Origin of the sequence: Kocuria sp. UCD-OTCP (assembly GCF_000349605.1) — a bacterium.
Classification (GTDB): domain Bacteria; phylum Actinomycetota; class Actinomycetes; order Actinomycetales; family Micrococcaceae; genus Kocuria; species Kocuria rosea.
The window spans coordinates 58016-85000 of record NZ_AOSQ01000016.1 but is presented as its reverse complement, the minus strand read 5'-3'; the positions used below and the strand labels follow the sequence as shown (position 1 = coordinate 85000).

General features: G+C 71.0%; 23 protein-coding genes. 13 read left to right on the top strand and 10 right to left on the bottom strand.

The annotated features are described in order from the left end of the window. Positions 1-6: 6 nt before the first annotated feature. A complete protein-coding gene (locus tag H488_RS24890) occupies positions 7-1176 on the top strand; it encodes a hypothetical protein (protein WP_031282680.1) in 1170 nt (389 codons plus the stop codon). A gap of 103 nt (positions 1177-1279) precedes the next feature. On the opposite strand, the gene H488_RS24885 is transcribed toward H488_RS24890, so the two are convergent. From H488_RS24885 to H488_RS24875, 3 genes are read right to left on the bottom strand one after another with little or no spacing between them, the layout of a single operon-like run. Then, positions 1280-2338 carry a LacI family DNA-binding transcriptional regulator gene (locus H488_RS24885; RefSeq protein ID WP_017832855.1) on the bottom strand — a complete coding sequence of 353 codons (1059 nt, stop codon included), beginning with the start codon at positions 2336-2338 and terminating at the stop codon, positions 1280-1282. Continuing rightward, positions 2335-3123: a TIM barrel protein gene (locus tag H488_RS24880; protein WP_017832854.1), complete on the bottom strand. Its 789-nt coding sequence runs from the start codon at positions 3121-3123 to the stop codon at positions 2335-2337. Before H488_RS24880 ends, H488_RS24885 begins: the two co-directional genes overlap by 4 nt. After that, positions 3120-4148, bottom strand: coding sequence for a Gfo/Idh/MocA family oxidoreductase (locus tag H488_RS24875; RefSeq protein WP_017832853.1), 1029 nt, complete (start codon positions 4146-4148; stop codon positions 3120-3122). The genes H488_RS24880 and H488_RS24875 overlap by 4 nt, the downstream gene beginning before the upstream one ends. Positions 4149-4334: 186 nt before the next feature. On the opposite strand from H488_RS24875, the gene H488_RS24870 reads away from it, so the two are divergent. Further along, on the top strand, positions 4335-4634 hold the full coding sequence (locus tag H488_RS24870) for a GntR family transcriptional regulator (protein WP_017832852.1): 300 nt from the start codon (positions 4335-4337) through the stop codon (positions 4632-4634). Positions 4635-4858: 224 nt separating this feature from the next. Further along, complete coding sequence (locus tag H488_RS24865) at positions 4859-6355, top strand: sugar porter family MFS transporter (RefSeq protein ID WP_043738773.1); 1497 nt, start codon at positions 4859-4861, stop codon at positions 6353-6355. A 42-nt stretch (positions 6356-6397) separates the two neighbouring features. Here the strand turns inward: H488_RS24865 and H488_RS24860 are convergent, their stop codons facing one another. The 4 genes from H488_RS24860 to H488_RS24845 all read right to left on the bottom strand — a co-directional run bounded on the left by H488_RS24860 (position 6398) and on the right by H488_RS24845 (position 11806). Beyond that, positions 6398-7477, bottom strand: coding sequence for a tartrate dehydrogenase (locus H488_RS24860; RefSeq protein WP_017832850.1), 1080 nt, complete (start codon positions 7475-7477; stop codon positions 6398-6400). A 53-nt stretch (positions 7478-7530) separates the two neighbouring features. Beyond that, on the bottom strand, positions 7531-8475 hold the full coding sequence (locus H488_RS24855; RefSeq protein WP_017832849.1) for a phosphoglycerate dehydrogenase: 945 nt from the start codon (positions 8473-8475) through the stop codon (positions 7531-7533). Positions 8476-8683: 208 nt separating this feature from the next. Then, positions 8684-10291, bottom strand: a complete 1608-nt coding sequence (locus H488_RS24850) for an SLC13 family permease (RefSeq protein WP_207307494.1) — start codon at positions 10289-10291, stop codon at positions 8684-8686. A gap of 348 nt (positions 10292-10639) precedes the next feature. Continuing rightward, positions 10640-11806 (bottom strand): mandelate racemase/muconate lactonizing enzyme family protein, encoded by a 1167-nt coding sequence (locus tag H488_RS24845; protein WP_031282675.1) that lies wholly within the window; start codon positions 11804-11806, stop codon positions 10640-10642. 116 nt (positions 11807-11922) lie between these two features. On the opposite strand from H488_RS24845, the gene H488_RS24840 reads away from it, so the two are divergent. The 3 genes from H488_RS24840 to H488_RS24825 all read left to right on the top strand — a co-directional run bounded on the left by H488_RS24840 (position 11923) and on the right by H488_RS24825 (position 15190). Continuing rightward, positions 11923-12630: a GntR family transcriptional regulator gene (locus tag H488_RS24840; RefSeq protein WP_017832845.1), complete on the top strand. Its 708-nt coding sequence runs from the start codon at positions 11923-11925 to the stop codon at positions 12628-12630. Positions 12631-13205: 575 nt separating this feature from the next. Beyond that, the gene (locus tag H488_RS24830; protein WP_109222835.1) at positions 13206-14225 is read left to right on the top strand and encodes a glycosyltransferase; all 1020 of its coding nucleotides are present in this window, start codon (positions 13206-13208) and stop codon (positions 14223-14225) included. Beyond that, a complete protein-coding gene (locus H488_RS24825) occupies positions 14222-15190 on the top strand; it encodes an FRG domain-containing protein (RefSeq protein ID WP_017832842.1) in 969 nt (322 codons plus the stop codon). The genes H488_RS24830 and H488_RS24825 overlap by 4 nt, the downstream gene beginning before the upstream one ends. A gap of 98 nt (positions 15191-15288) precedes the next feature. On the opposite strand, the gene H488_RS24820 is transcribed toward H488_RS24825, so the two are convergent. Next, positions 15289-16170, bottom strand: coding sequence for a manganese catalase family protein (locus H488_RS24820; protein ID WP_031282674.1), 882 nt, complete (start codon positions 16168-16170; stop codon positions 15289-15291). A gap of 431 nt (positions 16171-16601) precedes the next feature. Here H488_RS24820 and H488_RS24815 point away from each other — a divergent pair, with 431 nt between their 5' ends. Continuing rightward, complete coding sequence (locus H488_RS24815; RefSeq protein ID WP_017832840.1) at positions 16602-17441, top strand: SDR family oxidoreductase; 840 nt, start codon at positions 16602-16604, stop codon at positions 17439-17441. Between the two features lie 510 nt (positions 17442-17951). Here the strand turns inward: H488_RS24815 and H488_RS24805 are convergent. Next, positions 17952-18233 carry a hypothetical protein gene (locus H488_RS24805; RefSeq protein WP_017832839.1) on the bottom strand — a complete coding sequence of 94 codons (282 nt, stop codon included), beginning with the start codon at positions 18231-18233 and terminating at the stop codon, positions 17952-17954. Between the two features lie 212 nt (positions 18234-18445). Here H488_RS24805 and H488_RS24800 point away from each other — a divergent pair, with 212 nt between their 5' ends. Continuing rightward, a complete protein-coding gene (locus tag H488_RS24800) occupies positions 18446-18940 on the top strand; it encodes a hypothetical protein (RefSeq protein WP_031282671.1) in 495 nt (164 codons plus the stop codon). A 346-nt stretch (positions 18941-19286) separates the two neighbouring features. Further along, positions 19287-20633: a vWA domain-containing protein gene (locus tag H488_RS36025; protein ID WP_141246803.1), complete on the top strand. Its 1347-nt coding sequence runs from the start codon at positions 19287-19289 to the stop codon at positions 20631-20633. 84 nt (positions 20634-20717) lie between these two features. Here H488_RS36025 and H488_RS24790 read toward each other — a convergent pair whose 3' ends face one another. Further along, positions 20718-21938 (bottom strand): ROK family transcriptional regulator, encoded by a 1221-nt coding sequence (locus H488_RS24790; RefSeq protein ID WP_017832836.1) that lies wholly within the window; start codon positions 21936-21938, stop codon positions 20718-20720. Between the two features lie 115 nt (positions 21939-22053). Here H488_RS24790 and H488_RS24785 point away from each other — a divergent pair, with 115 nt between their 5' ends. Genes H488_RS24785 through H488_RS24770 form a run of 4 tightly spaced genes read left to right on the top strand, consistent with a single transcriptional unit; the run spans position 22054 to position 26892 of the window. Further along, the gene (locus tag H488_RS24785; protein WP_017832835.1) at positions 22054-23562 is read left to right on the top strand and encodes a sugar ABC transporter ATP-binding protein; all 1509 of its coding nucleotides are present in this window, start codon (positions 22054-22056) and stop codon (positions 23560-23562) included. Further along, positions 23559-24566, top strand: a complete 1008-nt coding sequence (locus tag H488_RS24780) for an ABC transporter permease (protein WP_017832834.1) — start codon at positions 23559-23561, stop codon at positions 24564-24566. The genes H488_RS24785 and H488_RS24780 overlap by 4 nt, the downstream gene beginning before the upstream one ends. Then, positions 24563-25660, top strand: a complete 1098-nt coding sequence (locus tag H488_RS24775; protein ID WP_017832833.1) for an ABC transporter permease — start codon at positions 24563-24565, stop codon at positions 25658-25660. The genes H488_RS24780 and H488_RS24775 overlap by 4 nt, the downstream gene beginning before the upstream one ends. Further along, positions 25660-26892 carry a substrate-binding domain-containing protein gene (locus tag H488_RS24770; protein WP_031282668.1) on the top strand — a complete coding sequence of 411 codons (1233 nt, stop codon included), beginning with the start codon at positions 25660-25662 and terminating at the stop codon, positions 26890-26892. The genes H488_RS24775 and H488_RS24770 overlap by 1 nt, the downstream gene beginning before the upstream one ends. Positions 26893-26985 lie beyond the last annotated feature (93 nt).

The following is a 26985-nucleotide window of genomic DNA, read 5'->3' as shown; positions in this document are numbered from 1 at the left end:
ACCGCCGTGACCGGAAGTCCGGTCGTCCACGTCCAGAGCGAGCAGCGGGAGGACCTGTTCTGGCGCGGCGCCGCGGTGGTCGGCCTGTTCTTCGTCGCGGCCATCGTCGCGCTCTTCATCGGCGTCCCCGTCTGGCTGATGATCGCGTTCTGGAACCCGTGGCTGCTGTTCACTCTGGTCTTCGTGGCGGCCGGGGTCCTGCTCCTGGTCAGGACGGTGGACCTGGTGCGCAGGGGAGCCTGGCACGCCCGCCACCGCTCGACCTATACCCTGCGCGAGACCGGCATCGAGACGACCGAGTGGAACACCTTCGGCGCCGACGCACCGGTCCGCCGGGCCATCCCGTGGGAGGCCGTGGCCTCCGTCGTGGCCTCCTACCGGATCCTGCGCCGCACGATCCTCGTCGAGAACGGCGGCGGAACACTGACCGAGACGGCCCCCGTCCTGCACATCCTGTTCGACCAGGACGGGAGCCGCCGGATCACGAGCGTCCCCTTCTCCTCGCACAAGGACCCCGCGGTCGACGTCTGGATCGCAGCGCTGCGGAAGCACGGCGTGGAACTGGGCTACACCGCCCGGCCGCTCTCGTGGAAGGGCGAGGCCTACCTCGGCCCCGAGGCCCAGCTCGAGCACCTCGCGACCACCGAAGAGGTCATCCCGTTCCCCGCCACCGGCGGGTGGCTGGACAACACGATCCGGCTGGAGAACCGCTGGCATCAGAACGCCGCGCAGGCCCAGGAGCAGGCGGAGCGCCGGGACCCCGCGCTGCGGGAGGCGCGTCAGCGGCCCACCGGCCGGCACTGGATCCTCGGTGCATGGTTCGCCGGCATGTACGCCCTGAGCGCCGGCTTCCTGCTGCCCTACCTCGTCCAGCACGGGTGGTTGCCCGCCGCCGTCTGGCCGCTGGAGCTCCTCGTGGTCCTGCCGGCGGCCGCGCTCTTCTTCCTGCCGCTGCGCCGTGGCCTGCGCTGGTTCCACGGGCTGGTGTGCTGGCTTCTGCTGGTGGTCATCTCCTTCTCGGTGCTGGTGGGCAGCGTGGAGATGGGGCCGGCTGCCGAGCAGACAGCGATGATCGGCTTCGGGCTGACCGTCCTCTCCGCGGCCCTGCTGTGGGCCCCGTACCTGCTCGTGAAGCGCAGCGTGCCCCGGCACGACCTCGTCGGGGGCCCCGTGTAGTCCGTTCATCGGGGGACAGGCGGGGCTCCTGATCGGTGCGGAAGGGCCCCGTCCCGCAAGTGCCGCCTGCCCGGTCCTGGGCCGGAGTGGCGAGGGAGCCGCCTCAGGGGGCAGCGGGGACGGGTGCGGTGCTGGTGCGGGTGACCAGCCGGGCGGGGAGCACCACGTGCTCGCCGGTCACCGCGGTGTCCTCAGCCGTCGCATCCAAGCGGCGCAGCGCCAGGTCCACGGCGGTGTGCGCGAGCAGGCAGGGGTCCTGGGCCAGGGTGGTGAGGTCGAGGTAGGGCAGGGACGCCTGCTCGGAGTCGTCGAAGCCGACCACCGACAGGTCCTCGGGCACGCACCGGCCCAGGACGCGGGCCTGGCTGATCACCCCGACGGCGCAGCGGTCGTTGAAGGCGATGACAGCGGTCGGCGCGGGGTCCTGGGCCAGGAGCCCGGTGATGGCGGTGGCGCCGCCGGCCTCCGAGGCGCCGCCGCGCACGATCAGCATCTCGTCGACCAGGCCCGCGGCGGCCATGGTGTCCTGGTAGCCGGCCCGGCGCCTCGCCCCGCCGGCCTCGCGGTCGGCGTCGATGTAGGCGATCCGCCGGTGCCCCAGGTCGAGGAGGTGCTCCACGGCCAGCACCGCGCCGCGGTGGTCGTCGGTGGCCACGCTGTCGAGAGCCGCCGCGTCGAAAGCCCGGGTGACGGAGACGACCGGCAGGGTCGCACTGATCTGCTCGAGGCGGGTCCGCGGCAGGGCGCTGCCCAGCAGGACCAGGGCCTCGCACCGGTCGCGCAGCAGGGCCTCCACCGCGGCGTCCTCCGCCCGGTGCGGTGTGACGGCCGAGAGCACGACGTCGTAGCCCCGCTGCTGGGCGGCGGTGTGGACGCCGTCGAGGATCTCTCCGTGGAAGGGCTGCACGGGCTCGAAGGCCACCCCCAGCAGCCGGGAGCGGCCCTGGCGCAGCAGCCGGGCACGTTCGTCGCGGCGGTAGCCCAGCTCGGCGGCGACCCGCAGGACGTGGGCCCGGGTCTCCTCGCTGGCGCCGGGGGCGTCGCGGAAGACGATGGAGACCAGGGGCTGGGAGACCCCGGCCGCCCGGGCGACGTCGCGCATGGTGACGCGGCGCCCGGACGGGTGGCCGGGGGCTTCCCGCCCCGGGGCGTCCGGGCTCACGGGCGGGGAACGGTGAAGGCGTCCCGGAATCGTCTCAGCGCCAGCTCGGGGTCGGCGGCGGCAAAGGCCTCCATCGCAATCACTCCTTCGTATCCGGCCTCGGCCAGGGCGGTGGCCACCCGGGGGTAGTGGATCTCCCCGGTGCCCGGCTCGCACCGCCCGGGGACGTCGGCCACCTGGATCTCCCCCACGTACGGGAGGGCCCTCCGGCACAGTTCTACCAGGTTCCCCTCCCCGATCTGGGCGTGGTAGAGGTCCAGGTTCAGCCGCAGGTGCGGACTGTCCACCGCCGCGACCAGCGCCAGGGTGTCCTCGGCCGCCCCGAAGGGCACCCCCGGGTGGTCGACGGCGCGGTTGAGGTTCTCCAGGGTGAAGACCCGCCCGTGGCGCTCGCCCAGGACGGCCAGCCGCTCCAGCGTGCGGGCCGCTGCCAGCCAGTCCGCCCCGGTGACCACCTCGTGCGGCACCACGGGGAGCCCCTGGGGGTCCAAGCCGGTGCCGTGGACGTTGAGCCGGGGGCAGTCGAGGACCTCGGCGGCGGCCAGCGAGTCCTCTGCGGTGCGCAGCAGTTCCGCCGCCCCGTCCGGGTCCACGAGGGCCCCGCGCACGTAGCCGGTCATCGATCCGAACCGGGCCCCGGTGGCGGCCAGGGCGGGCAGGTCCTTGGTGGTCCAGTCCCAGATCTCCACCTCGAACCCGGCCTCGTGCAGCCGGCGCACCCGCTGCTCGAACGGCAGGTCGACGAAGACCATCTCCGCGCTCGCCGCCAGGGTGAAGCCGCTCATCGGGTGGCTCCCACCGGGTCCAGGCTCACCGGGGCGCCGGTGCGGCAGGACTCGACGCACCCCAGGGCGATCCGCAGCGCGTCCCGGGCCGCCTCCACCCCCGGACCCGGCGAGAGGTGTCCGAGGGCGGTGTCGGTGAAGGCCTGCAGCTCCGCGGTGTAGGCGCCGCGCATCGACTGGGTGTCGGCGCGGACGGTCTCGGCGGCGATGCCCTCCGGGCCGTAGTAGCGCATGCTCGAGGCCGCCAGGTCCCCGGCGGTGACCATGCCGGCGGAGCCGAAGGCCTCCGCCCGGGTGTCGTAGCCGTAGGCGGCCGAGAAGCTGGCCTCGGCGGTGGCGATCGCCCCGTTGTCGTAGCGGATGGTGACCACGGCGGTGTCCAGCAGCCCGGCGTCCTTGAAGTCCGGGGCCACGAGGGCGTCGGCCACCGCGTGGACCTGTACCGCCCGGGCGGCGGGGTTGAGGAAGTTCAGGGTGTCGAAGTCGTGGATCAGGGTCTCCAGGAAGATCGTCCACGGGGCCACCGCGCCGGGGTTCGCCAGTCCCGGGTCGCGGGTGGTCGAGCGCAGCAGCTGCGGGGAGCCGATGCGCCCGGCCTCGATGGTCGCCCGGGCCTGCGGGAATCCGTCGGCGAAGCGGCGGTTGAACCCGATCCGGAACAGCACTCCGTGGGTCTCGACGGCCTGGTGGACCCGGTCGATCTCCTCCAGCGTCATCCCGGCCGGCTTCTCGCAGAAGATCGCCTTGCCGGCCGCGGCGACCTGCTCCACCAGCTCGGTGTGGAACCGGGCCGGTGCGGTGATCACCACCGCCTCCACCTCCGGGTCGGCCAGCAGCTCTGCGATGTCGGTGTAGGCCGCAGGCACGTACAACGCCTCCGCCAGGCGTGCCGCGGCGCCCTCGACGGGATCGGCGATCGCGACCAGTCGGGCGTTGGGCACGGTGCGGGTGATCAGCTCGGCATGGCTGGAACCGATCCGGCCGGCGCCGATCAGGCCGATGTTCAGGGTACGGGGCTCGGACACGGGATTCTCCTTCAGGTCAGGGTTGGAGCGCGGAAGGGGATGCCCGGGAACGGTGTCCTCAACATGTCCTGACAAACCCTTGGCAGAAACACTAGTACGTATTAGTGTGATCGCCAACACCTCTGCCGAACAAGTTTCCGGCAGCGCGTCGAAGGGCCGAGGCCCGGCCAGAAGAGGAGACCTTTCATGACCGAAACGCTGTCCCTGCCGATCGACAGGAACTCCCCGGTGCCCCTCTACCACCAACTCGCCCTCCTCCTGGAAGGGGTAATCCACAGCGGGGATCTGGCGCCGGGCACCAAGCTGGACAACGAGCTCGAGCTCGCGTCCCGACTGCGCATTGCCCGGGTCACCGTGCGCAGCGCTCTGCAGCATCTGGTCGAGGCCGGCCTGGTGGTACGCACCCCCGGATCCGGCACGCACGTCACCCCTCCCCACCGGTGGGCGCGCCCTCCGGCGCACTCCACGTCGCAGCAGTCGCTGTAGACGTTTCGCGACCGTCGCACCGGATGTCGGGTGCGGCAACCGACCGGAGAAGCCGCGAGCCCGTCCGGGCGGCGAAGTGCATTCCGCCGGCACGCCCGCCGGCCTTCAGCGGCGTCCTGCCTTCTCGGCCGATCCCCGATCCACCCGCACGAACAACCCACCATCCGACCGGTGCCGCACACGGTTCGACCGTGCTTCACGAGGTCATCACCCAAGGAGTTCCCATGTCCCACCATTCTCCGAGCGACAGCCGGGTCGCCCTCCCACCGTTGACCCAGGGGCCGCACCGTAAGCGGCTCGGACTGATCTCGGTCGTGGCCTGCCTGGGCGGGCTGCTGTTCGGCTACGACACCGGTGTCACCAACGGCGCCGAGGGGCCGATGGCCCAGGACCTGGGACTGAACCTGCTCCAGCTGGGCGTGGTGATCAGCTCCCTCATCTTCGCCGCCGCCGTCGGCGCCCTGGTCTGGGGTCGGGTCTCGGACGCCTGGGGCAGGCGCCGGACGATCATCCTGCTGGCCGTGCTGTTCTTCCTCGGCACCGCCCTGGTGGTCCTCACCCCCACACCTGCTGAGGAGGGAACGTTCTCCCTGACCGGGTACACGGTCCTGGTCTGCGGCCGGATCCTGATCGGCCTCGCCGTCGGCGGAGCCTCCACGGTCGTGCCGGTGTACCTGGCCGAGCTCGCCCCCTACGAGATCCGCGGGTCGATCACCGGCCGCAACGAACTGGCGATCGTGTTCGGACAGCTCTCCGCCTTCGTGATGAACGCGGTCATCGCCGTCACCCTCGGCGACGTCGTGGAGGGCATCTGGCGGATCATGTTCGCCGTCTCCGCGCTGCCGGCGATCGGACTGTTCATCGGGATGCTGCGCATGCCCGAGTCCCCGCGCTGGCTCACCGAGAAGGGCCGGTACGACGAGGCTCTGGCGGTGCTGGAGACGGTCCGCCCGGCCGACCGGGCCAAGGCCGAGCTGCAGGAGATCGAGCGCATCGCCGCCATCGAGGTCCAGTCGCACCAGATCGGGCTGAAAGCGGTCCTGACGAACAAGTGGTTGCTGCGGATCATCCTGGTCGGTATCGGGGTGTCCATGACCCAGCAGCTGACCGGCATCAACTCCGTCATGTACTACGGCACTCGTATTCTGGAGGAGTCCGGGATGACAGCGCAGCAGGCCGTGCTGGCCAACATCGCCTTCGGTGTCGTGGCGGTGATCGGTGGCATCATCGCCCTGTACAACATGGACCGGCTCGACCGGCGCAAGACCTTCATCATCGGCCTGAGCCTCACCACCACCTGCCACCTGCTGATCGGGATCGCCGGCAACCTGCTGCCCGAGGGCCACCCGGCCCGCCCGATCGTGATCCTCATCCTCGTGGTCGCCTTCGTGCTCTCGATGCAGACGTTCCTCAACGTCGCCGTCTGGGTGTGGCTGGCGGAGATCTTCCCGCTGCACATGCGCGGGTTGGGCATCGGCATCTCGGTGTTCTTCGGCTGGACCATGAACGGTTTCCTGGCCCTGTTCTTCCCCTCCCTCGTTGCCGCGGTCGGGATCTCCGGCACGTTCTTCCTCTTCGCCGGCATCGGCGTGATCGCCCTGATCTTCGTGGCCACCCAGGTCCCCGAGACCCGCAACCGCTCCCTGGAGGACCTCGAGGAGGACGTCTCCACCGGAGCGATCTACCAGGTCGCCGAGCCCGCCGACGCCCACCGGTCCTGAGCCCCACGGCGTGACCCGCGCGCAGGCCGTGGGGTGGGCGGGTCAGGGCGTGGTGATGGCTGCTGCGACGGCCTTGCCCAGCTCCTCGGTGGTGGACCTGCCGCCCATGTCGGGAGTCAGGGCCTGGGGCCCGCCGGCCAGCACCTCTTCCATGGCGGTGGTGACGGCGGCGGCGGCGTCGGCTTCGCCGAGGTGGTCCAGCATCATGGCGGCGGCCCAGATCTGTCCGACGGGGTTGGCGATGCCCTTGCCGGCGATGTCGGGGGCGGAGCCGTGGACGGGTTCGAAGAGGCTGGGGTGCTTGCGTTCGGGGTTGATGTTGCCGCTGGGGGCGATGCCGATGGTTCCGGTGCAGGCCGGTCCGAGGTCGGAGAGGATGTCGCCGAAGAGGTTGCTGGCCACGACAACGTCGAACCAGTCGGGGTGCATGACGAAGTTCGCGGTGAGGATGTCGATGTGGTACTTGTCCACGTCGATGTCGGGGTAGGCGGCGGCCATGGCTTCCACGCGCTCGTCCCAGTACGGCATGGTGATGGAGATGCCGTTGCTCTTCGTCGCCGAGGTCAGGTGCTTCTTGGGGCGGGTCCGGGCCAGGTCGAAGGCGTACTTGAGGATCCGGTCGACACCGGTGCGGGTCATCACGGTCTCCTGCATCACGGTTTCCCGCTCGGTGCCGTCGAACAGTCTCCCGCCGATGCTGGAGTACTCGCCTTCGGTGTTCTCGCGGACGACATAGAAGTCGACATCTCCGGGTGTACGGCCGGCCAGCGGGCTGGGGACCCCGGCCAGGAGCTTGACCGGGCGCAGGCTGACGTACTGGTCGAAGTGGCGGCGGAACTGCAGGAGGCTTCCCCACAGCGAGACGTGGTCGGGGACGACCTCGGGCCAGCCGACGGCCCCGAAGAACATGGCGTCGAACTGGTTGAGCTGGTCGAACCACCCGTCGGGCAGCATCTTGCCGTGCTGGGAGTAGTAGGCCGCCGAGGCGAAGTCGAAGTGCTCGAACTCGAGATTCAGCTCGAAGGCGGCGGCGACCGTGTCCAGGACGCGCAGTCCTTCGGGCACGACCTCGGTGCCGATTCCGTCGCCGGGGATGACCGCAATGCGGTGGGTGTTCGACATCAGGATCTGTTCCTTAATCTGTGCTGGTGACGTTGCAGGGTTGACGGTGGGGCTCAGCGGTCCACCGGGTGGGCCGGTTCGCGGCCGGCGAGGACGTCGATGACGGCCTGGGCTGCGGCCAGCCCGGCGCGCGCGCGTGCTTCGACGGTCTGGCCGGCGAGGTGGGAGGTGATGATGACGTTCTCCAGGGCCCGCAGCGGGCTGTCCTGGGGGAGCGGTTCGGTCTCGAGCACGTCCAGGGCGGCGGCGGCGATGCTGCCGTCGCGCAGGGCGGCGGCCAGGGCGTTCTCGTCCACCAAGGAGCCGCGGGCGGTGTTGACCAGCACCGCGGTCGGCTTCATCGCCTGCAACCGCGGCGCGTCGATGAGCCGCCCGGTGGTGCCACCGGCCCGGGTGTGCAGGGACAGGTAGTCGGCGGTACGGATGACGGTGTCGAGGTCGGTGAACTCCACCGACGGATCATCGGCGTCGGGGTGGGAGGTGCTGACCATGACGGTCATTCCCAGGGCGGCACCGAGCCGGGCGGTGGCCCGGCCGCTGGGCCCGTAGCCGATGATGCCCAGGGTGGCGCCCCGGAGCTCGTGGCCGGCGTCGCGGGGCCACCGGCCGGCCCGGACGGCGGTGGTGACGTCGGCCAGGCGGCGGGCGGCCATGATGATCAGCCCGATGGTCAGCTCGGCCACGGAGTGGTGGTTGGTGCCCGGGGCGTTGCACACCCGGATGCCGGCGGCGGTGGCGGCGGGCACGTCGATGGAGTCGTACCCGACGCCGCTGCGAGCCAGGACCTTCAGACTGTGGGCGTCGGTGAGCATGTCGGCGGTGACCGGTTCGCTGGCCAGGATGGCCCCGTCGATGCCGTCGAACAACACCGCCCGATCGCCGGGCTGTCGGGTTCCGGTAAAGGGGGAGTGCACGGGTTCGTGGCCGTGCCGGCGCAGGAGCCGGTCCACGTCGTCGCCGGGGACGAGGTAGTCGGTGGTGATCAGGATGCGTCCCACGATCGGGTGTCCTCCATGTGTGGTGTGGTGTGTGGTGTCTCAGTCATTCTCGGTGCGGTGCCCTGGGACGGGGAAGCTCGAGCGCGCCGTCCCGGCGACCTCGGCACCCGGGATGCCGGGCGCCGAGGTCACCGGTGACGGGATCACCGGTGGCTTTCTGGGCTGCCCTCGAGTGACGGCTGCACGGGTGCCGGGCCGGAATGGTGGGTCACTGGAAGGCCGCCGGGGTGGACATCAGATCGATGCCCCACAGGGACGGCAGGACGTAGAGCACCGCGGCGACGATGAGCAGGAGCGCGGCGATGTTCAACCAGAAGCCGGTCTTGACCATTTCCATGATCGTCACCTTCCCGGTGCCGAACAGGATCGCGTTCGGGGGTGTGCCCACCGGGAGCATGAAGGCGCAGTTGGCGGCCATGGCGCAGGGCACCATGAGGGCGAAGGGGTGGATGCCCAGAGCGATCGCGAACGCTGCCATGACCGGCAGGATCATGGTGGCGGTGGCCGCGTTCGAGGTGATCTCGGTCATGAACAGCACCAGGGCGGTGGCCAGCAGGATGATGAGGATGACGTCGACCCCGTCGAGGGCGCGCAGCTGCTCTCCGATCCATCCCGACAGGCCGGTCTCGACGAACCCCGCCGCGATGGCCAGGCCTCCGCCGAAGAGCAGGAGGATCCCCCACGGAATCTTCTTCGAGTCCTCCCACTGCATGATGCGCCTCTCGTCGGCACGGCGGGTGGGCAGGGTGAACAGGACCACGGTGGCGATGATCGCGATGATGCCGTCGCTGATGCCCGGGAGCACGTCCTCCCAGATGAAGGAGCGGGTCACCCACAGGAAGGCCACGCCCAGGAAGACCGCGAGCACGGCCTTCTCCTCGTGCGACATCGCGCCCAGTGCCTTCTTCTCACTGCGGATCAGCTCTGCACCGCCGGGAAGGTGCTTGAACCGCACCTTGAACGAGACGTTGGTGAGGAAGAACCAGGTGAAGGCCAGCAGGAGGATGACGATGGGAACCCCGAACATCATCCACTGGCCGAAGGAGATGGTCTCCCCGAACAGTTCCCCGGTCGTCGCGGCGAGAATCGCCAGGGGCGGGGTGCCTATGAGGGTGCCCAGGCCGCCGATGGTCGCCGCGTAGCCGATGCCGAAGACGATGGACTTCTCGAACTTCGGCAGTTCGGCTGCATGCTCCCCGCCGCGCAGCGTGTGGGCCGCCTGGTACACCACGGCCAGGCCGACGGGGATCATCATCATCGTGGCCGCGGTGTTGGAGACCCACATCGACAGGAAGGCGGTGGCGACCATGAAACCGAGCACGATGCGCTTCGGACTCGTGCCGATCGCCGAGACGATCGAGAGGGCGATGCGCTGGTGGAGGTTCCACTTCTCCATCGCGATCGCCAGGGTGAAGCCTCCGATGAACAAGAAGATGATGTCGTTGCCGTAGGCGGAGACGACCGCGTCGCCCTCCAGGGCCCCGGTCAATGGCATGAGCACCACGGGCAGCAGGGAGGTCACCGGGATCGGGATCGCCTCGGTGATCCACCAGGTCGCCACCCACAGGGTGACGGCGAGGACCGCCTGCCCTTCCGGGGAGAGCCCTGCCGGGTTGAAGAACAGCATGGCCGCCACGAACAGTGCCGGGCCGAGGATCAGACCGGTGAGGCGTGCGGGCGTGTAGCCAGGCCCTGGGTTTCCGGGGCTCTGCGGCGATCCGGGACCCTTCGTCGCGTCCTGGGCCGGCGCCGGGCTGGTCTTGTCCTGGTCGGCGGCCGTCGGGGTGTGCCCCGCCGACTGCCTGATTCTCGACAAGGTCAGGAGACGCTTGGTCTCTCGGTGCGAGGTCCACAGTTTTCCCCATAGGGAATTCAAGGCAGATGTTGCCATGGCAGCGCTTTCTGGGTTGGTTGACTCAGCAGGGTCGACTGCAGGAACACGGTGCGGATGTCGCATGGGTCGACATCGGTCGCGAACCACTGGAGGGTTGCGGGCGCTCTGCAGGAGGAGAAGAGCTGACGAGCTCGGTCGCGGGACCGGTACCCCTGGGCAGCAGTCACACAGAGGACTTGTTGGTGCGCCATTGATGGGGTGAAGCGATGGTGCCGTGATCGGCAGTTCCCGTCTCCGGGATCAGGCCGGGAACTGCCGATCTCGAGGTGATCAGTGGTGCAGGGCGCTCAGGACCTTGTAGAACTCGGCCTTGCCTTCCAGGCCGATGCCGGGGAGGTCACCGGGGGCCACGCGGCTGTTGACGACGACGGCGTCGTCGGTGAAGCCGCCGGTGGGCTGGAACTCCCCCGGGTAGGACTCGTTGCCGCCCAGCTTCAGGGCCGCGGCGATGTGCAGGGAGAACTGGTGACCACCGTGGGGGATGCACCGGCGGGAGGACCAGCCGTGCTGGGCGAGCATGTCCAGCACGCGGCGGTACTCGGTCAGCCCGTAGCTCAGTGCGGGGTCGACCTGGATGTAGTCGCGATCCGGGCGCATGCCGCCGTAGCGGATGAGGTTGCGGGCGTCGTGGACCGAGAACAGGTTCTCGCCGGTGGCGATCGGGTTGGTGTAGTGCTCCGACAGGGCCGCGTTGAGGGCGTAGTCCAGCGGGTCGCCGACCTCCTCGTACCAGAACAGGCCGTACTGGTCGATGGCCTTGCCGTACTCCAGAGCCGTCTGCAGGTCGAACTTGCCGTTGACGTCCACCGCCAGGCGGGACCCGTCACCGCCCAGGCACTCCAGGACCGCCTCGATGCGGGTGAGGTCATCTGCCAGGTCGGTGCCGCCGATCTTCATCTTCACCACGTCGTAGCCGGCGTCGAGGAATCCGCGCATCTCGTGCTGCAGGTCCTGCAGGGTCTTGCCCGGGGCGTAGTAGCCGCCGGCGGCGTAGACGAAGACGTCCTGGTCCGGGTCGCCGTCACCGTAGTGGTCGGAGATCCAGCGGTAGAGCGGGACCCCGGCGATCTTGGCGGCCAGGTCGTGCAGGGCCATGTCCACCACGCCCACGGCGACTGAGCGCTCCCCGTGGCCACCGGGCTTCTCGTTGCTCATCATCAGATCCCAGGCCTTCCCCGGGGAGAGCTCGCCGTGCTCGTCCAGGAGGTCCTCGGTCGGGGCGTTGAGCACGCGCGGGAGCATCCGCTCCTTCAGGATGCCCGTGGCGTTGTACCGGCCGTTGGAGTTGAAGCCGTAGCCGACCAGGGGCTTGCCGTCGACGACCACGTCACTGACCAGCGCGAGGACGGTGCAGTCCATCTTGCTGAAGTCGATGTACGCGTTGCGCATCGAGGAGCTGATCGGAATGGTGTCGACGTGGGCGGAGACGATTCTCATGGTCCTCTTCCTGACGGTAGACATCTTATAAGACGCTTATAAGATGTTCAGGACACTACACTGGGCGTGATGCAGGGCACAACCCCTGTGGAGAAGAACCCGGGAGCGATGCGGCCATGAGCACTACGAAGGTTTCCTCGAGCAAGGGGGCGATCGCCTACACCGAGCTGCGCCGCCGGATCCTCTCCGGCGATCTGGCCCCGGGGTCACGCCTGTCGCAGTACGACCTGGCCGAGGAGATGGGCATGAGCATCACGCCCCTGCGCGAGGCGGTGCGGCAGCTGGCCAGCGAGGACTGGGTGGAGGTGGACACCCACCGCGACGTGAGGGTGGCGCCGATGAGCGCCTCCGAAGCGCGCCAGCTCCTGGAGGTGCGTCTCTCCCTGGAGCCCTCCGCCACCGAGCTGGCCGCCCTCCGGCGCACCGACCGGGAGGTCGCCGTGATGCGGGCCGCGGCCGAGAAGCTCCTGCCCGTCACCCGCACCTGGGGTGAGGACGCCGTGACCGCCCACCGGGCGTTCCACCGGGCGATCTACCTCGCCTCGCACAACACCGTGATGATCCGGCTGCTGGACGATCTGTGGGACAAGTCCGACCGGTACCGGCGGATCGGACTGGAGCTCCCCGCCGGCGACGAGCCGCGCACCATCGACCTCAACCAGCACCACCGGCTCCTCGAGCTGGTGATCGCCGGAGATGGGCCTGCCGCTGCCGACCTGGCCCGCGCTCACATCCTCAACAGCCTCACGGCCTCTGTCACCGGCGCGCTGGAAGTCCGCGAGAGCGGCCCGCTCCAGCTGTCGTACCGCTCCTACGCCGGCTGACCCCTCAGCGGAAGGCCGCAGACGGCACGGGAGTGCCCCGGCGAAGCAGTCGTGCATCGTCCGGAAGGATGCCGACGGACCGCCGGTTCCTCGATGGACGACGAGGAGGACGTCCTGCTTCCGCGGCCGCAGGCGGTCCTGAGCCGGACCCGGCTGCGGGCACTCGGGCCGGCCTGGGAGGTGGTGCGGCGCACCGCACCCACGCACGCCCACCCGGTGGTGGCTCGGCGGCCGCCGGGCAACGTGCTGGCGGCCGTTCCGCTGTCGGTGCTCGACCGGGCCCGGGACCTCGTGGACGGTTCCCGCGGTTGCCTCCCGTGGACTGCCCGGGGCACTGTCGTGCGGCATCGTCGCGAGGTGCCGTGGGGATCGGGGAGCCGATTCCCGCATGATGCCTGGTCCGTCTGAGGGAACTGTGGTTAGGGTGAGGTGTGGTCGAGCAGCTGGCCCGCAGTGTGCCGCTGTCGATGGAGGAAGCTCCTGTGGACCACACCGTGCTCGTGCCGGCCGAGGCCGCCCGCCGCGATGAACCCTCTGCCGAGGCGACTCCGGGCCGCCTCCGCAGGACCGCTCCCATGTCCGGCCTCTTGGCCGATGCCCGGTATGTCCTGCCGCTGAAGTGGTCCGACGACACCGGCCTGGACGAACTCGCCCACTACCTGGCCGAGGTCGTCACGTGGATGCCCGTCACCGTCGTCGACGGTTCCGCCGAGAAGCTCTTCGCAGCTCATCGCACGGCGCTGCCGGAGACGGTCGAGCACGTGCGCCCCGATCGGTGGCAGGGGGCCAACGGCAAGGTGGCGGGGGTGATGACCGGTGTCCGCCGGGCGGCCGAGGAACGGATCGTGGTGGCCGACGACGACGTGCGCCACACCCGGGGCACCCTGGAGCGCATCGTGGGGCTGCTGGGGGAGGCCGAGGTGGTCCGCCCGCAGAACTACTATCTGCAACTTCCCTGGCAGGCCCGCTGGGACACCGGACGGACCCTGCTCAACCGGGCTCTGGGCGGGGACTGGCCCGGCACCCTGGGCGTGCGCCGGTCGGCCCTGCTGGACGCGGGAGGCTACGACGGCTACGTCCTGTTCGAGAACCTCGAGCTCGTGCGCACCGTGCGGGCGGCCGGTGGGAGAGAGATCGTGGCCCTGGACGTGCTGGTGGGGAGGATGCCGCCCACCGTGTCCCACTTCCTCGGCCAGCGCGTCCGTCAGGCCTACGACGACTTCGCCCAACCCGCCCGTCTGCTCGCCGAGCTGTCGCTGCTGCCCCTGCTGGGCTGGGCGGTGCGGCGACCGGGGCGGTGCGCGGCCGGAGCCCTGGCCGTGTGCGGGGTGGCCGAGTTCGGCCGACGCCGGCACGGGGGAGCAGCGGTCTACCCGGGGGGCACGGTGCTGTGGGTTCCGCTGTGGGTGCTGGAGCGGTCGGTGTGCGTGTGGGCGGCCGTGGTCGTCCGGGCGCGCGGCGGGGTGTCCTACGCGGGGTCCCGGCTGCGCACCGCCGGGCACTCCCGAGCCGCCCTGCGCCGGCGCCTGCGCGGCCCGAGCAAGGACTGGCTGCTGGTCGACGCCGGCACCGGACGGGTGAGGGCGCGGCGGTGAGCGTGGGGACGGGGCCGGCGGGTGCGGGTCCGGTCGTCGAGATCGCCGAGGACGACCTGTACGGGCTGATCGCGACCCTGACCCACAACGACTGGCAGCCCTCGGGCGGGAGCCTGCGGATCAACGTGGTCTACCGCGGCCACGCGGTGGCCGACCGGGACCTGGACACCAGTCTCTTCTGGCTCCGGGGCACCTCGAGCGAGCAGATCGAGCCCCGCATCCTGCGGAACTTCCGCAAGTACGCCGCCCGGGACACCTCCCCGGGGGACTCCGACTGGAACTGGCTGTCCGTCGCCCAGCACCACGGGCTGCCCACGAGACTGCTGGACTGGTCCAACTCGCCCTACGTGGCGCTGCACTTCGCCACCGCGGACCCGCGCTGCTACGACCTCCCCGGAGCGGTGTGGTGCGTGGCCTACTCGGCGGTGCACGATCTGCTGCCGGCACCGCTGCGCGAGGAGATCACCGCGCACGCGGCGGGCCTGTTCACCACCGACATGCTGGGGCGGGTCGCGTACAGCATGGCCGACTTCGACCGGTTCCGGGACCAGCACGGGCGGGCGGTGCCGCTGTTCTTCGAACCTCCGTCGCTGGACGAGCGGATCGTGAACCAGGCCGCGGTGTTCTCCGCCATGTCCGCGGCCACGGCGTCCTTGCACGAATGGCTGGGCGAGCACCCCGAGCTCTGCCGGAAGGTCGTCATCCCGGCGGGTCTGAAGTGGCGGATCCGCGACCACCTCGACCAGGCGAACATGACCGAGCGCGTCCTCTTCCCCGGCCTCGACGGACTGTCCCGCTGGCTGACCCGCTACTACGGGCCGCGCCGGGAGCAGGGCGCCAGGGCAGAGGCCGGCCTCACCGGCGATGGGCGACGAGCCGGAGCCGCTCCCGGGCTCTGCCCCGGCCGGCTGAGGGTGGACTTCTCGACCGGACCCTGGGGTGGGGTCCCGTCGCCGGACCGGTGAGAAGCGGCTCCCCGCCCGTGGTGGGGAGCCGCTTCTCGTTGTTCCGTGGGAACGAACGGTGTCCGTCGGTGGGCCTCAGATGCGGACCCAGCCGGCGGCTATTCCTTCTTGAGCTTGTCCTGGATGCTGCCAGCGGCCTTCTCCATGATGTTGGGCTGTTCGGTGGTGCCGTAGAACCGGGCGTCCGGGTGGGTGGGAGGCGGCATCGGCACCCCCGCCATGGGCTGGTCCTGGTAGCCGAACTGCCCGTTGCCGTCCGGCGTCGGCCCGGAGGCCCAGGACCCCTCCGCGGCGGCCGCGCCGTCGGAGAAGTTGTAGTAGTCGTAGGAGAACTCGGTGGCCTCCTTGGCCTGCGGGAAGTTCGAGGGCACCGGCATCTGCTCCAGCCCGTCGGCCTGCAGCTCCTTGACCGCGGCCATCCACTGGTTCTGGTGCATGGTGTCCCGCGCCAGCAGGAACGACAGCATGTCCCGGATCCCCTTGTCCTCGGTCATGTGGTAGAGCCGGGCGACCTGGGTGCGGCCCTGCATCTCGGCGTTGACGTTGGCAGTCATGTCCGCCAGCAGGTTCCCCGAGGCGGTGACGTAGGACCCGGACCACGGGTTGCCCATCGAGTCCACCGGCCGTGCCCCGGCCCCGGCCACGATCGCGTGCTGCAGGTCGGTGCCGCCGATCACCGCCGCGACCGCCGGGTCGCCCTGCACGGCGTCCTCGGTGATGCCCAGCGGGGCCTTCTCCAACAGCTGGGCGACCATCGTGGCGAGCATCTCGATGTGACCGAACTCCTCGGCGGCGGTTCCGAAGAGCAGGTCCCGGTACTTGCCCGGGATGTGGGCGTTCCAGGCCTGGAAGCTGTACTGCATGGCCACGGTGATCTCCCCGTACTGCCCGCCGATCACCTCCTGGAGCTTGCGCGCGTAGACCGCGTCCGGGGCCTCGGGGGTGGACTTGTACTGGAGCTTCTGCTGGTGCAAGAACATGCTGACCTCCGTCATCGGCTGCTGCGGCCGGCGGTGGCGCGGCACACCGCGCCCGTGATTCCCGGCTCTGATCTCCACGCTAGTGATCCGGCCCCCAAAAGGGAAGCCTGCTTATTGAATGGAGGGGGGTATCAGATGAGCTGAGGCCGGGCACCCTGGGTCGTTCCGCCCCAGGGTCTGCGGGCGGTGCGAGGTGGGAGTGGGGCAGGCCCGTGGGCGCGCAATCCGTTGGGGGTCAGCAGTTCGACCGGGCTGAGGGGTCTCGGGGACCCGGGTCGTCCCTGCTGGTCGTCGTGCCCGGCCTGCGGCGCGGGACGGAGCACGACAACTCCGTCACGAGCATCTAAAGTGGACAGTGTGCTGATCATCGGGGCAGCCCGGTGAGCAGCGCGCGCACCGTCCGGACCACTCGACCACGGAAGGACCACGCCATGAGCCAGCCAGAGCAGCAGCAGGAGGTCCCCGGCGTCCAGGCCGCGATGACCCCCGTCCCGGACTGCGGCGAGCACAGCTACCGCGGCTCCGGCAAGCTCGCGGGCAAGGCGGCCATCATCACCGGCGGGGACAGCGGCATCGGCCGTGCCGCCGCGATCGCCTACGCCCGCGAGGGCGCCGACGTCCTGATCGCCTACCTCGAGGAGGACGACGACGCCCAGGACACCGCCCGCTGGATCGAGGAGGCCGGGCGTCGCGCCGTCCTGGTCCGCGGAGACCTCTCGGACCCGGCCCACTGCCGGGCTGTCGTCGACAGGGCCGTGCAGGAGTTCGGTCGGATCGACGTGCTGGTCTCCAATGCCGCCTACCAGATGAGCCGCGACAGCCTCGACGAGATCAGCGACGAGGAGTGGGACTACACGTTCCGGCTCAACATCGGCGCCATGTTCCACCTCACCAAGGCCGCCGTGCCCCACATGCCTCCGGGCTCGGCGATCATCGGCAGCTCCTCGGTGCAGTCCGACCAGCCGTCCCCGCAGCTGGCGCCCTACGCGGCCACCAAGGCGGCGGTCGCGAACTTCTCCGCCGGGCTTGCGCAGATGCTGGGCGAGAAGGGCATCCGGGTCAACAGCGTGGCCCCGGGTCCGATTTGGACGCCGCTGATCCCGGCGACCATGCCCGCGGAGAAGGTGGGAGCCTTCGGCGACGACGTACCCCTGGGCCGTGCCGGCCAGCCCGCCGAGCTCGCGCCCGTCTACGTCCTGCTGGCCTCGGACGACGGCAGCTACATCTCCGGCTCGCGGGTCGCCGTCACCGGCGGCAAGCCGATCCTCTGAGCCCGGGTCCACCGCGGAGCGGACGGCCGTGCCGACGGGATCCACCGGGACCTCGCCCACGACCGAACGGCACATGGGGGTGGGCCCGCCGGCCGGGAACCGGAATCCGCAACGCGGGGCATCCGAACGGGCTCCGGCTCTGAAGTCGACGGACGTCGTGTCGGGGAGCCGCCCCGACGGGTAAGCAGGATGTCGTGCCCGGCGGGAGAGTTCTTCGCCAGCACCGAACCGACCCGACCCGCCCGGGGGCGCTGCTGCTGGTTGTCGGGACGGGGGGGGGCGCGTTCGCGCTCCTCCACCGCGGAGCGCACCTCCGGGTCGTCGGCGTCGTCGACCCAGGGCTCGGTCTGGCGGTGCTCCTCCACGTGGTCGGGTTGGATGCCGGCCACCTCGCCGGCGACCTCGTGCTTCATCTGGTCGTCCAGTTCCGCGCTGTGCTTGGTGTTGCCTCGCTCGGCCCTGTCGATCTCCTTGCAGGGATGGGACGGCATACTTCGGTGGGACGGCCCGTCAGGCGTTCCCGTCCTCCTCGAGCAGACCCCGCTGGGCGCGGTCGGCCGCTTCGGAGGCGTCTTCCGGCAGCGGGTCGGTGGCCGGTGGGACCTGCCCGGGCGCGTAGTCGGTCAGCCCGGCGGCCACCCGCTCCTGTTCGGTGGCTGCGGCCAGTGCCTCGTCGTCGAGATGCTCGGGCATCCCGGCGTGGCCCTGGTGGATGGGGTCGGGCAGGGCGTCGCCCTCGGGCTCGATGACGTCGTCGAGGTCCGGGGCGTCGTCGTTGTGCGGGGTGGTCATGGAGAACCTCCTGTGCTGAGCCGTGCCTTCCACCCTAGTGACCTGACTCACGGAGCGGAACCACCCTGGGACCTGGGAGAGGAGCCTGTGGAGGTCCCGCACGTGCTCCTCCCGGGCTGCGTTGAGCAGTCGATCGTAGGCTGTTCGTGCGCATCGCCTGCGTGTTCCGAGGCCGCAGGCGCCGATGCGTTCCCCGACATGAGGACTGCTTGATGACTGACGTCGCTCCGGACCGACCGGCGATGCTGCACCCCGTACCAGCCCAGCGTTCGATCGTCGTGATTCCGAGGGTGCACGACGGCTCCGGCGCCCGGACCCGCTACGGGCTGGTGCAGGCCGAACTGGACCCGGGCGGGCAGATGCTGATCTTCCCGCAGGGCCCGGTGGTTGACCCCGACGAACTGCGCGCCGGGGCGGCGGTGCTGCTGGAGGAGGAGTTCGGGCAGGGCATGTCCGCGGCGGTGATCGCTCCGCTGGGGATCCTCTACGTCGATCCGCGCAAGGAGGAGCGGATCGACGTGCTGCTCGCAGTGGCGCGCCGGACCGATGCCGAGTACGGCGAGGCACTGGAGCCGGCCGGCATCCCCGGGGTGGAGTGGGCCGATGATCAGCAGCTGCTCCAGCACCTGTGCTCCGGGCGGATCACGGACACCACCACCGCCTCAGCCCTGGCACTGCTGCACGCCTGCGGTGAGTTCACCCGCTGACCGGCTCACCGACCCCGAGCCGCTCCGATGCGGCCAGGGCGCAGCCGGTCCGCCGCCGCAGCGGGTGCACGGACAGCGCCCCGATTCCCGTCCCGGCCCGCGGCGCGTTCGTCGTCCATCGGCCATGCCGGGGCCGCACGTGAAGGCAGCGGCCCGTCGGCCACCCGCTCCCGCAGCGGGACACCACCGTCCTCGACGGTTCTGCGGGTGCGTCCGTTCGACGGTGTCCCTCGTCCGCGGCATCCCGACCGGTGAGGCTTAGAGTGTGCAATGGAAAACTTTGGATGACCGAGGAAGGGTCCCCGTGCGGAACAGTGTGTGCTCATCCCTGACAGCCGTCTGCGTCGTGGTGCTTCTGGCAGGGTGCGCCGTCGGGGACGCGGGGAAACCGGGGGAGACCGCCACGCCGTCCACCACCGCGTCCTCGGCCGGCAGGGCGGAGACCGGGCCGGGGTCTGTGGAGCACGGGCTGGCCGCGGTGTCCTTCGAGGACGCCCCGCGGGAACTCACCGCCCTGGAGCGGTCCCTGCTCGTCGAACCCGGACCGCACGCCGAGGACGGGACCGACGATGAGGTGCTGGCCGCCGCCCGCGAGCGTGATCCGCGCACCGCCGGGGAGTGGAGCGCGGCGATCCTCGCGCAGATCCATGGCGACTACGCCGAGGACGTCAAGACGGTGGTGCGCTTCGACCCGGGCACCGGGGAGCGCGGCGCGGAGCCCACCGACGCCGTGACCGGACCGGTGGGCGACCGGAGCGTGGGCACGAACCACTTCGCGCTCGTCCTGGACGCCAGCGACTCGATGGCCGGGGACTCCGGCGACGGCTCGCGGATGGACGCGGCGCGCACGGCGCTGACCGGGTTCGTCGAGGAGCTGCCGGAGGGCAGCACGGTGAGCCTGCGGCTCTACGGGAACGCGGGGGACACTTCTGCGCCGGGGAAGAAGGAGTCGTGCACGACCACCGAGGTCGCCTACTCAGGTGACGCCGACGCCGCGGAGCTCGCGGACGTCCTCGCCGGAGTGCGGCCCACCGGCTACACCCCACTGGCCCGGGCCATCGAGGAGGCCGCCGCCGACTTTCCCGACGACGCGACCGACGGCATCGTCTACGTGGTGACCGACGGCGTGGAGACCTGCGGCGGCGACCCCGTGGCGGCTGCCGAGCGGCTGAGCGGGTCCGGTGTCGAGCCGGTGATCAACGTCATCGGCTTCCAGGCCGGTGACACCGACCAGCGGGCACTGGCCGACATCGCCGCCGCCGGGGGCGGCGAGTACACCCGCGCCGGCTCCCGGGCGGAGCTCGAGACCTACTGGCGGGAGCAGAACACGGCGATGGCCCGGGCCTGGAACGAGTGGCGCAACACCGAGCTGCGGGAGATCAACGAGGCGGGCAACGCCAACAAGCGGCTCGCCAATGAGGTCGGCAACCGCATCAAGCGGACCGCCAACGAGGAGGCCAACCAGGGCAAGCGCGTGGCCAACCTGCTCGGCGCCGACGTGGACGAACAGGTGCGCCGCGAGGTCTGGGACTTCTTCGACGAGCGGGGCGCGACGGTCTGGGACTGGGGCGACCGGACCCACCAGGCCAACTGGGGCGCCGCCGACGACCGGCACCAGCAGGACTGGCGGGCCGTCTACGACCGCGGTGAGGCCAAGTGGAGCGAGTACTACGAGCGCCTGCAGAAGGACTGACCCGCCGCGCGGACGGGTCCGGCCGGAGCCGGCCGCGACGGCGTGGGGCGAGAGCGCCGGAGGCGGCCCGGAGCGGCGACGGGCTCAGCTTGCGCCGAGGGCCGCGCACGCGGCCTCGATGGACTCCGGGGACAGGACGTGGTCGATGGCCAGCACCGCCGCCCCCATGACGCCGGCGCGCTCGCCGGCGACCGAGGGCGCCACACTCAGGTGCTCCGTGGCCAGGGGCAGGGACCGCCGGTAGACGACCTCCCGGATGCCGGCCAGCAGGTGCTCCCCGGCCTGGGCGAGGCTGCCGCCGATCACGATCACGGACGGGTTGATGAGGTTCACGCAGGTGGCCAGGACGTCGCCGATGTCCCGCCCCGCCTGGCGGATCGCCTGCACGGCCAGCGGGTCCCCGGAGCGGACGAGGTCGATCACGTCCTGGCTGGTGGACAGCGTGCCGGCGGTCTGCTCGTTGAGCGTCCGCACGAGGGCGGGAGCGCCGGCGAGCGCCTCGAGGCATCCGGTGTTGCCGCAGCGGCAGAGCAGCTCGTCGCCGCGCGGCACCCGGACGTGGCCGAGGTCCCCCGCGGTGCCCTGGGCGCCGCGCTGGAGCGCGCCGCCGGAGATGATCCCCGCGCCGATGCCCGTGGCCACCTTGACGAACATCAGCTCGGTGGTTGCGGGCCAGAAGAGGCTGCGCTCGCCCAGGGCCATGATGTTGACGTCGTTGTCCACCAGCACGGGCACCTCGTAGTGGGCCTGCACGAGGGCGGGGACGTCGACGCGGTCCCACCCCGGCATGATGGGCGGGTTGATCGGCCGGCCCGTCTCGTGCTCCACCGGACCGGGCAGCCCGATGCCGATGGCGGCGAGGTCCGCGGCAGGGCGGTCCGCGCGCTCGAGCAGCGCGGCGACCGTGCGCACGAGCCAGCCCAGGACCGCCTCGGGGCCCTCGCCGATCGCGAGCGCCTGGCGCTCCTCGGCGAGCTCCCGGCCGGAGAGGTCCGCCAGGATGGCCCGGGCGTGCGTCGCCCCGAAGTCCGCGCCGACCACCACCCGGGCGCCCGGGTTCAGGGCGAAGAGCGAGGGTGGGCGCCCCCCGGTGGAGGCGGCCCCGCCGTAGGGTGCGACGAGTCCCAGGGTCATGAGGGTGTCCACGCGGGACGCCACGGTGGAGCGGGCCAGCCCGGTCAGCTGGGCGAGCTCCGCCCGGGTCCTCGGGCGGCCGTCGCGCAGCAGCTGGAAGACTTCGCTCGCCCCCGGGGCGGGCGAGTCCGAGGAGCGCGGCGACGGCGCCGACGGAGGACTCTGCAGCACTTTTTCAGTAGAGCATGCCCCCTTAGGGGGGTCAAGCACGTCACAAACGCACAGTGATGGAACAACTTTTGCAGGACTGTCGACAGAAGTCTGTGGTGCGTGTCACAGTGACCGCATGAACGAGCGCACGAGCTCCCCGGTGCTGGACGTCACCGGCCTGTCGAAGTCCTTCTTCGGGGTGCCGGTGCTCGAGGACGTGGACCTGCGGCTGCACGCCGGCGAGGTGCACGGGCTCGTCGGCGAGAACGGCGCCGGCAAGTCCACCCTGATGAAGGTGCTCGCCGGGGTGCACGAGCGGGACGCGGGCACCGTGCAGATCGGCGGCACCCCCGTCGAGTTCCACCACCCCACCCAGGCGCACGTGGCCGGGCTGTCGACGGTGTTCCAGGAGTTCAACCTGCTGCCCGACCGCACCGTGGCCGAGAACGTGTTCCTCGGCCGCGAGCCGCGCCGGGGCCTGCTCGTGGACCGGCGGGCCATGAACGCGAGGACGAGCGAGCTGCTCGAGGACCTGGGCATCACCAGCATCCGGCCGACCACGACCGTGAGCTCGCTGTCCGTGGCCCAGCAGCAGATCGTGGAGATCGCCAAGGCCATCAGCTACGACGCCCGCATCATCTCCATGGACGAGCCGACCGCGGCCCTCGCCGGCCCCGAGGTGGACCTGCTCTACGCGATCGTCCGCCGGCTCCGGGCGCGCGGCACCGCCATCCTGTACGTGTCCCACCGGCTGAAGGAGATCTTCGACCTGTGCGACACCATCACCGTCCTCAAGGACGGCCGCGTGGTGGGCACCGAGCCCGCCTCCGCCATGGACGACGCCGCCCTGGTGCGGATGATGGTGGGCCGCCCGATCTCCGCCTACTTCCCGGAGGCGGTGCCCGGCACCGGGGTGGGGCGGGAGCTCCTGAGGATCGACGGCGGCGGCAACGACCAGCTCGACGGCATCGACCTGACCCTGCGCGCCGGGGAGATCGTGGGGGTCGCCGGGCTCCAGGGCTCGGGGCGGACGGAGCTGGTGGAGGCCGTCTTCGGCGTCCACCCCTTCACCCGCGGGTCCATGGCGCTGGACGGCAGGCCGTACACGGCCACCTCGCCCCGGCAGGCCGTCCGGCAGGGCGTGGCCCTGATCACGGAGGACCGCAAGTCCCAGGGGCTGAGCCTCGACCAGTCCATCCTGGACAACGCCCTGGGCGTGATCCGCTCCGTCTTCCCGCGGCGGACCGCCGCGGCCCGCAAGGACGTCCCCGGGGTCCTCTCCTCGCTGGAGGTCGTGGCCCGGGACCTGGACCAGGAGGTCCAGTACCTCTCGGGCGGGAACCAGCAGAAGGTCGTCCTCGCCAAGTGGCTGGCCGTGGACCCGCGGGTCGTGCTGCTCGACGAGCCCACCCGAGGGATCGACGTGGGCGCCAAGATCGCCGTCTACAACCTCATGCGCATGCTCGCCGCGGAGGGCAGGGCCATCCTCATGGTCTCCAGCGAACTGCCGGAGGTCCTCGGCATGTCCAGCCGGATCGTGGTCCTGCGCGACGGCCGGATCGCCGGTGAGCTCCCGCCGGACAGCACCGAGGAGCAGGTGCTGCGGCTGGCCACCGGCGCCCGCACGGAAGGGGCGAGACCGTGAACGCGTTCTCGAGGCTCACGTCCACCCACATCGTCTACCTCGTGGTGCTGCTCACCGTCGTGGTCGGCACGGTGCTCGTGGGCGCCACCGGGCGCAGCTTCGTCAGCGCCGGCAACATCTCCGCAATCCTCACCGGGACCAGCGTCCTCGGCTTCATCGCGATCGGCCAGACGCTCGTGATCCTGGTGGGGAGCCTCGACCTGTCCGTGCCGTACGTCATCAGCCTCGCGAGCCTGCTCTCGGCCGGCCTCATGGCGAACCAGCCCGGGAACGTCCTGCCCGGCGTGGCGCTGGCCCTGGTCGTCTCCGCGGGCATCGGCCTGGTCAACGGCCTGGTGGTGTCCGGGCTGAAGGTCCACGGGTTCATCGCCACGCTGGGCACCGGGCTCGTCGTCAGCGGCTACCTCGCCACCAACTACAAGGGCAGCTCGGGGCAGACCCCGGTGGCCTTCCGCCTCATCGGGGCCACGGGCATCGGCCCGGTCCCCATCTCCACGCTGATCATGCTGGCCTGCGCGGGCGCGGTGCTGCTCATGCTGACCCGCAGTCGCCTGGGCCACCACATGTACGCGGTCGGCGGGGACATCCGGGTGGCCCGGATGTCCGGGATCCGGACCGGCACCCCGATCGTGGCCGCCCACGTCATCTGCTCCGTCATGGCCGGTCTCGCGGGGCTGCTGCTCGCGGCGCGGCTCGGGGTGGGCAGCCCCACGATCGGGTCCCAGGGCGGGTACGACCTGCTCTCCATCGCCGCCGTGGTCCTGGGCGGGACGCTCCTGGCGGGCGGCAAGGGATCGCTGGTGGGGACGCTGGGCGGGGTCCTCATCTTCGCGATGATCGACAACATCATGAGCGTGATGCAGATCAACCCGTTCCTCAAGGACGTGGTCCGCGGCATCGTCATCGTCGTCGCCGTGGCCGTCTACGCCCGGCGCCGGGTGGTCAGCCGGCCCGCGCGCTTCGACGACCGGAGCGGACGGACCGCGCAGGAGGTCACGGCATGAGCGCCACCGTCACGGACCGCACCGCGGTCCTGCAGCAGAACCGGTCACCGTGGCACGAGCGCGTGCTGCGCGGGCTGCGGACACCCGGCGGGGCCGTCTTCGTGCTCCTCCTGGTGCTGCTGGTCGCGGCCGTCGCCGTCAACCCGTCCTTCGGCGAACCGGGCTCGCTGATCCGGTTCGTCGGCCGCACGGCGCCGATCGCCATCGCGGCCATCGGGCAGTACTTCGTGATCGTCTCCGGGGAGTTCGACCTGTCCATGGGCTCGGTGGTCACCGCCCAGGTGTTCGTGGCCGGCAACCTCATCGGCCAGGACGACAGCCGGACGGTGCCCGTGCTGGTCCTGATGCTCGTCCTCGGCGCCCTCGTGGGCCTGGTCAACGGGCTGGTCACCACGCTCCTGAAGGTGCCGAGCTTCATCGTCACCCTCGGCACCATGCTCGCCCTGCTCGGGCTGGTGCTCTACTGGACGGGCGGCGCCGCGACGGGGAACCCCGCGGACAGCTTCCGGCAGATCGGCCGCGGCGGCATCCAGGACGTCCCGGTCCTGGGGATCCTGCCCTACCCGGTGGTCCTGGTGACGGTCGTCGCGCTCGCCGCCCTCTGGCTCATGCGCCGGCCCTACGGCCGCACGCTCGTCGCCGTGGGCGACAACCCCCGGGCCGCCGCGCTGACCGGGGCCCGGGTCTGGTGGGTGCGCACCCGGGCGTTCATGCTCTCCTCCCTGGCCGCCACCGTGGCGGGGATCATCCTCGTCGGCTACGCCGGCGTGCACCCGTCCGTGGGGCGCGGCTACGAGTTCACGGCCATCACCGCCGTGGTCCTCGGCGGGGTCGTGCTGGGCGGCGGGCGCGGCTGGGTGCTCTCCGCGGCCGCCGGCGCCTTCGCCCTCGAGACCCTCTTCGCGCTCCTGAACTTCCTGGGGGTCCAGTCGACCTGGCGGGACACCGTCCAGGGCGCGATCATCATCCTCGCCGTCGCCGCCGGCACCCAGACCTGGAAGCGCCGCCGGCGCGGCCGGACCGCGGCGGCGCAGGAGCCGAGACGTGCCATCGCAGCACCGCCCACCCCGGGCACCGACGAGGAAGGAACATGATGCGCCGAAGCATCCAGTCAAGGATCACCGTGGTGGCAGCGGCAGCGCTGCTGGGACTGACCGCCTGCACCACCGACCAGTCGATGGAGGAGCCGCCGCCCGCCGAGACGGGGGGCGCGGAGGCCGCCGCCACGCCGGCCCCGGAGGGCGGTGACGAGTGGTTCGACCAGGCGGAGTACGACCGGCAGCTCGAGCAGCGCTCCGCCTCCTTCGAGGGGGACCCGGAGCAGCCCTGGACGCAGTACATCGACGGGGAGACGACCGCCACCGGGGAGTTCGCCGCCGACGGCCCGCAGAAGGTGTGCTTCTCCAACGCCTCCATCTCCAACCCCTGGCGCCAGACCGGGTGGATCACCATGAACGAGCAGCTGAAGGTGCTCCAGGACTCCGGGGTGATCTCCGAGATGGAGACCCGCGACGCCCAGGACGACGACAACACGCAGATCGCCGACATCGACTACTTCATCGCCGAGGGCGAGTGCGACGGGTTCATCATCTCGCCGAACTCGACCGCCGCCCTGACGCCCGCCGTGGAGCGCGCCTGCGAGACCGGCAAACCGGTGGTGGTCTTCGACCGCGGGGTGGAGACCGACTGCGCGACGACGTTCATCCACCCCATCGGCGGCTTCGCCTGGGGCATCGACTCGGCGAACTTCCTGGTGGACAACCTGCAGGAGGGTGACAAGGTGGTGGCCCTGCGCATCCTCCCGGGCGTCGACGTCCTGGAGCAGCGCTGGGCCGCGGCCGAGCGGATCTTCGAGGAGAACGGGATCGAGGCGACGGACTACTTCACCGGCGCCGACCCCACCGAGATCAAGAAGATCATCTCCGACGAGCTCGCCACCGGGGACGTGCAGGGCGTGTGGATGGACGCCGGCGACGGCGCCGTCGCGGCCATCGAGGCGTTCGAGGACGCCGGCGCGGACTACCCGGTGATGACCGGAGAGGACGAGATGAGCTACCTGCGCAAGTGGGAGGACACCGGCCTGACCGGCCTCGCCCCGGTGTACTCGAACTTCCAGTGGCGCACCCCGCTGCTGGCGCTCGAGCAGATCTTCGCCGGCGAGGACGTCCCCGCCGAGTGGGTCCTGCCGCAGGAGCCGATCACCGAGGAGCAGCGGGCGGACTTCCTCGCCGACAACGAGGGGATGCCCGACGGCCACTACGCCAAGTTCGGCGGCGAGGACCTGCCCGGCTACCCCGACGTCTGGCGGGACCGCGTCATCCCCTGACCCGCCCGACCGCGCCCTGCCCGCCACCGGCCCGGCCCCGGGACACCCCGGCGGCGGGCGGGGCGCCATCCAGCCCACCGCAACGAGAGGAGG

Bases quoted from the DNA above. Each gene is read 5' to 3' on its own strand.
- H488_RS24880 (WP_017832854.1), bottom strand. From the start codon at position 3,123: ATGAGCGGCTTCACCCTGGCGGCGAGCGCGGAGATGGTCTTCGTCGAC.
- H488_RS24870 (WP_017832852.1), top strand. From the start codon at position 4,335: ATGACCGAAACGCTGTCCCTGCCGATCGACAGGAACTCCCCGGTGCCC.
- H488_RS24865 (WP_043738773.1), top strand. From the start codon at position 4,859: ATGTCCCACCATTCTCCGAGCGACAGCCGGGTCGCCCTCCCACCGTTG.
- H488_RS24860 (WP_017832850.1), bottom strand. From the start codon at position 7,477: ATGTCGAACACCCACCGCATTGCGGTCATCCCCGGCGACGGAATCGGC.
- H488_RS24845 (WP_031282675.1), bottom strand. From the start codon at position 11,806: ATGAGAATCGTCTCCGCCCACGTCGACACCATTCCGATCAGCTCCTCG.
- H488_RS24840 (WP_017832845.1), top strand. From the start codon at position 11,923: ATGAGCACTACGAAGGTTTCCTCGAGCAAGGGGGCGATCGCCTACACC.
- H488_RS24830 (WP_109222835.1), top strand. From the start codon at position 13,206: ATGTCCGGCCTCTTGGCCGATGCCCGGTATGTCCTGCCGCTGAAGTGG.
- H488_RS24820 (WP_031282674.1), bottom strand. From the start codon at position 16,170: ATGTTCTTGCACCAGCAGAAGCTCCAGTACAAGTCCACCCCCGAGGCC.
- H488_RS24815 (WP_017832840.1), top strand. From the start codon at position 16,602: ATGAGCCAGCCAGAGCAGCAGCAGGAGGTCCCCGGCGTCCAGGCCGCG.
- H488_RS24805 (WP_017832839.1), bottom strand. From the start codon at position 18,233: ATGACCACCCCGCACAACGACGACGCCCCGGACCTCGACGACGTCATC.
- H488_RS24800 (WP_031282671.1), top strand. From the start codon at position 18,446: ATGACTGACGTCGCTCCGGACCGACCGGCGATGCTGCACCCCGTACCA.
- H488_RS24785 (WP_017832835.1), top strand. From the start codon at position 22,054: ATGAACGAGCGCACGAGCTCCCCGGTGCTGGACGTCACCGGCCTGTCG.
- H488_RS24775 (WP_017832833.1), top strand. From the start codon at position 24,563: ATGAGCGCCACCGTCACGGACCGCACCGCGGTCCTGCAGCAGAACCGG.
- H488_RS24770 (WP_031282668.1), top strand. From the start codon at position 25,660: ATGCGCCGAAGCATCCAGTCAAGGATCACCGTGGTGGCAGCGGCAGCG.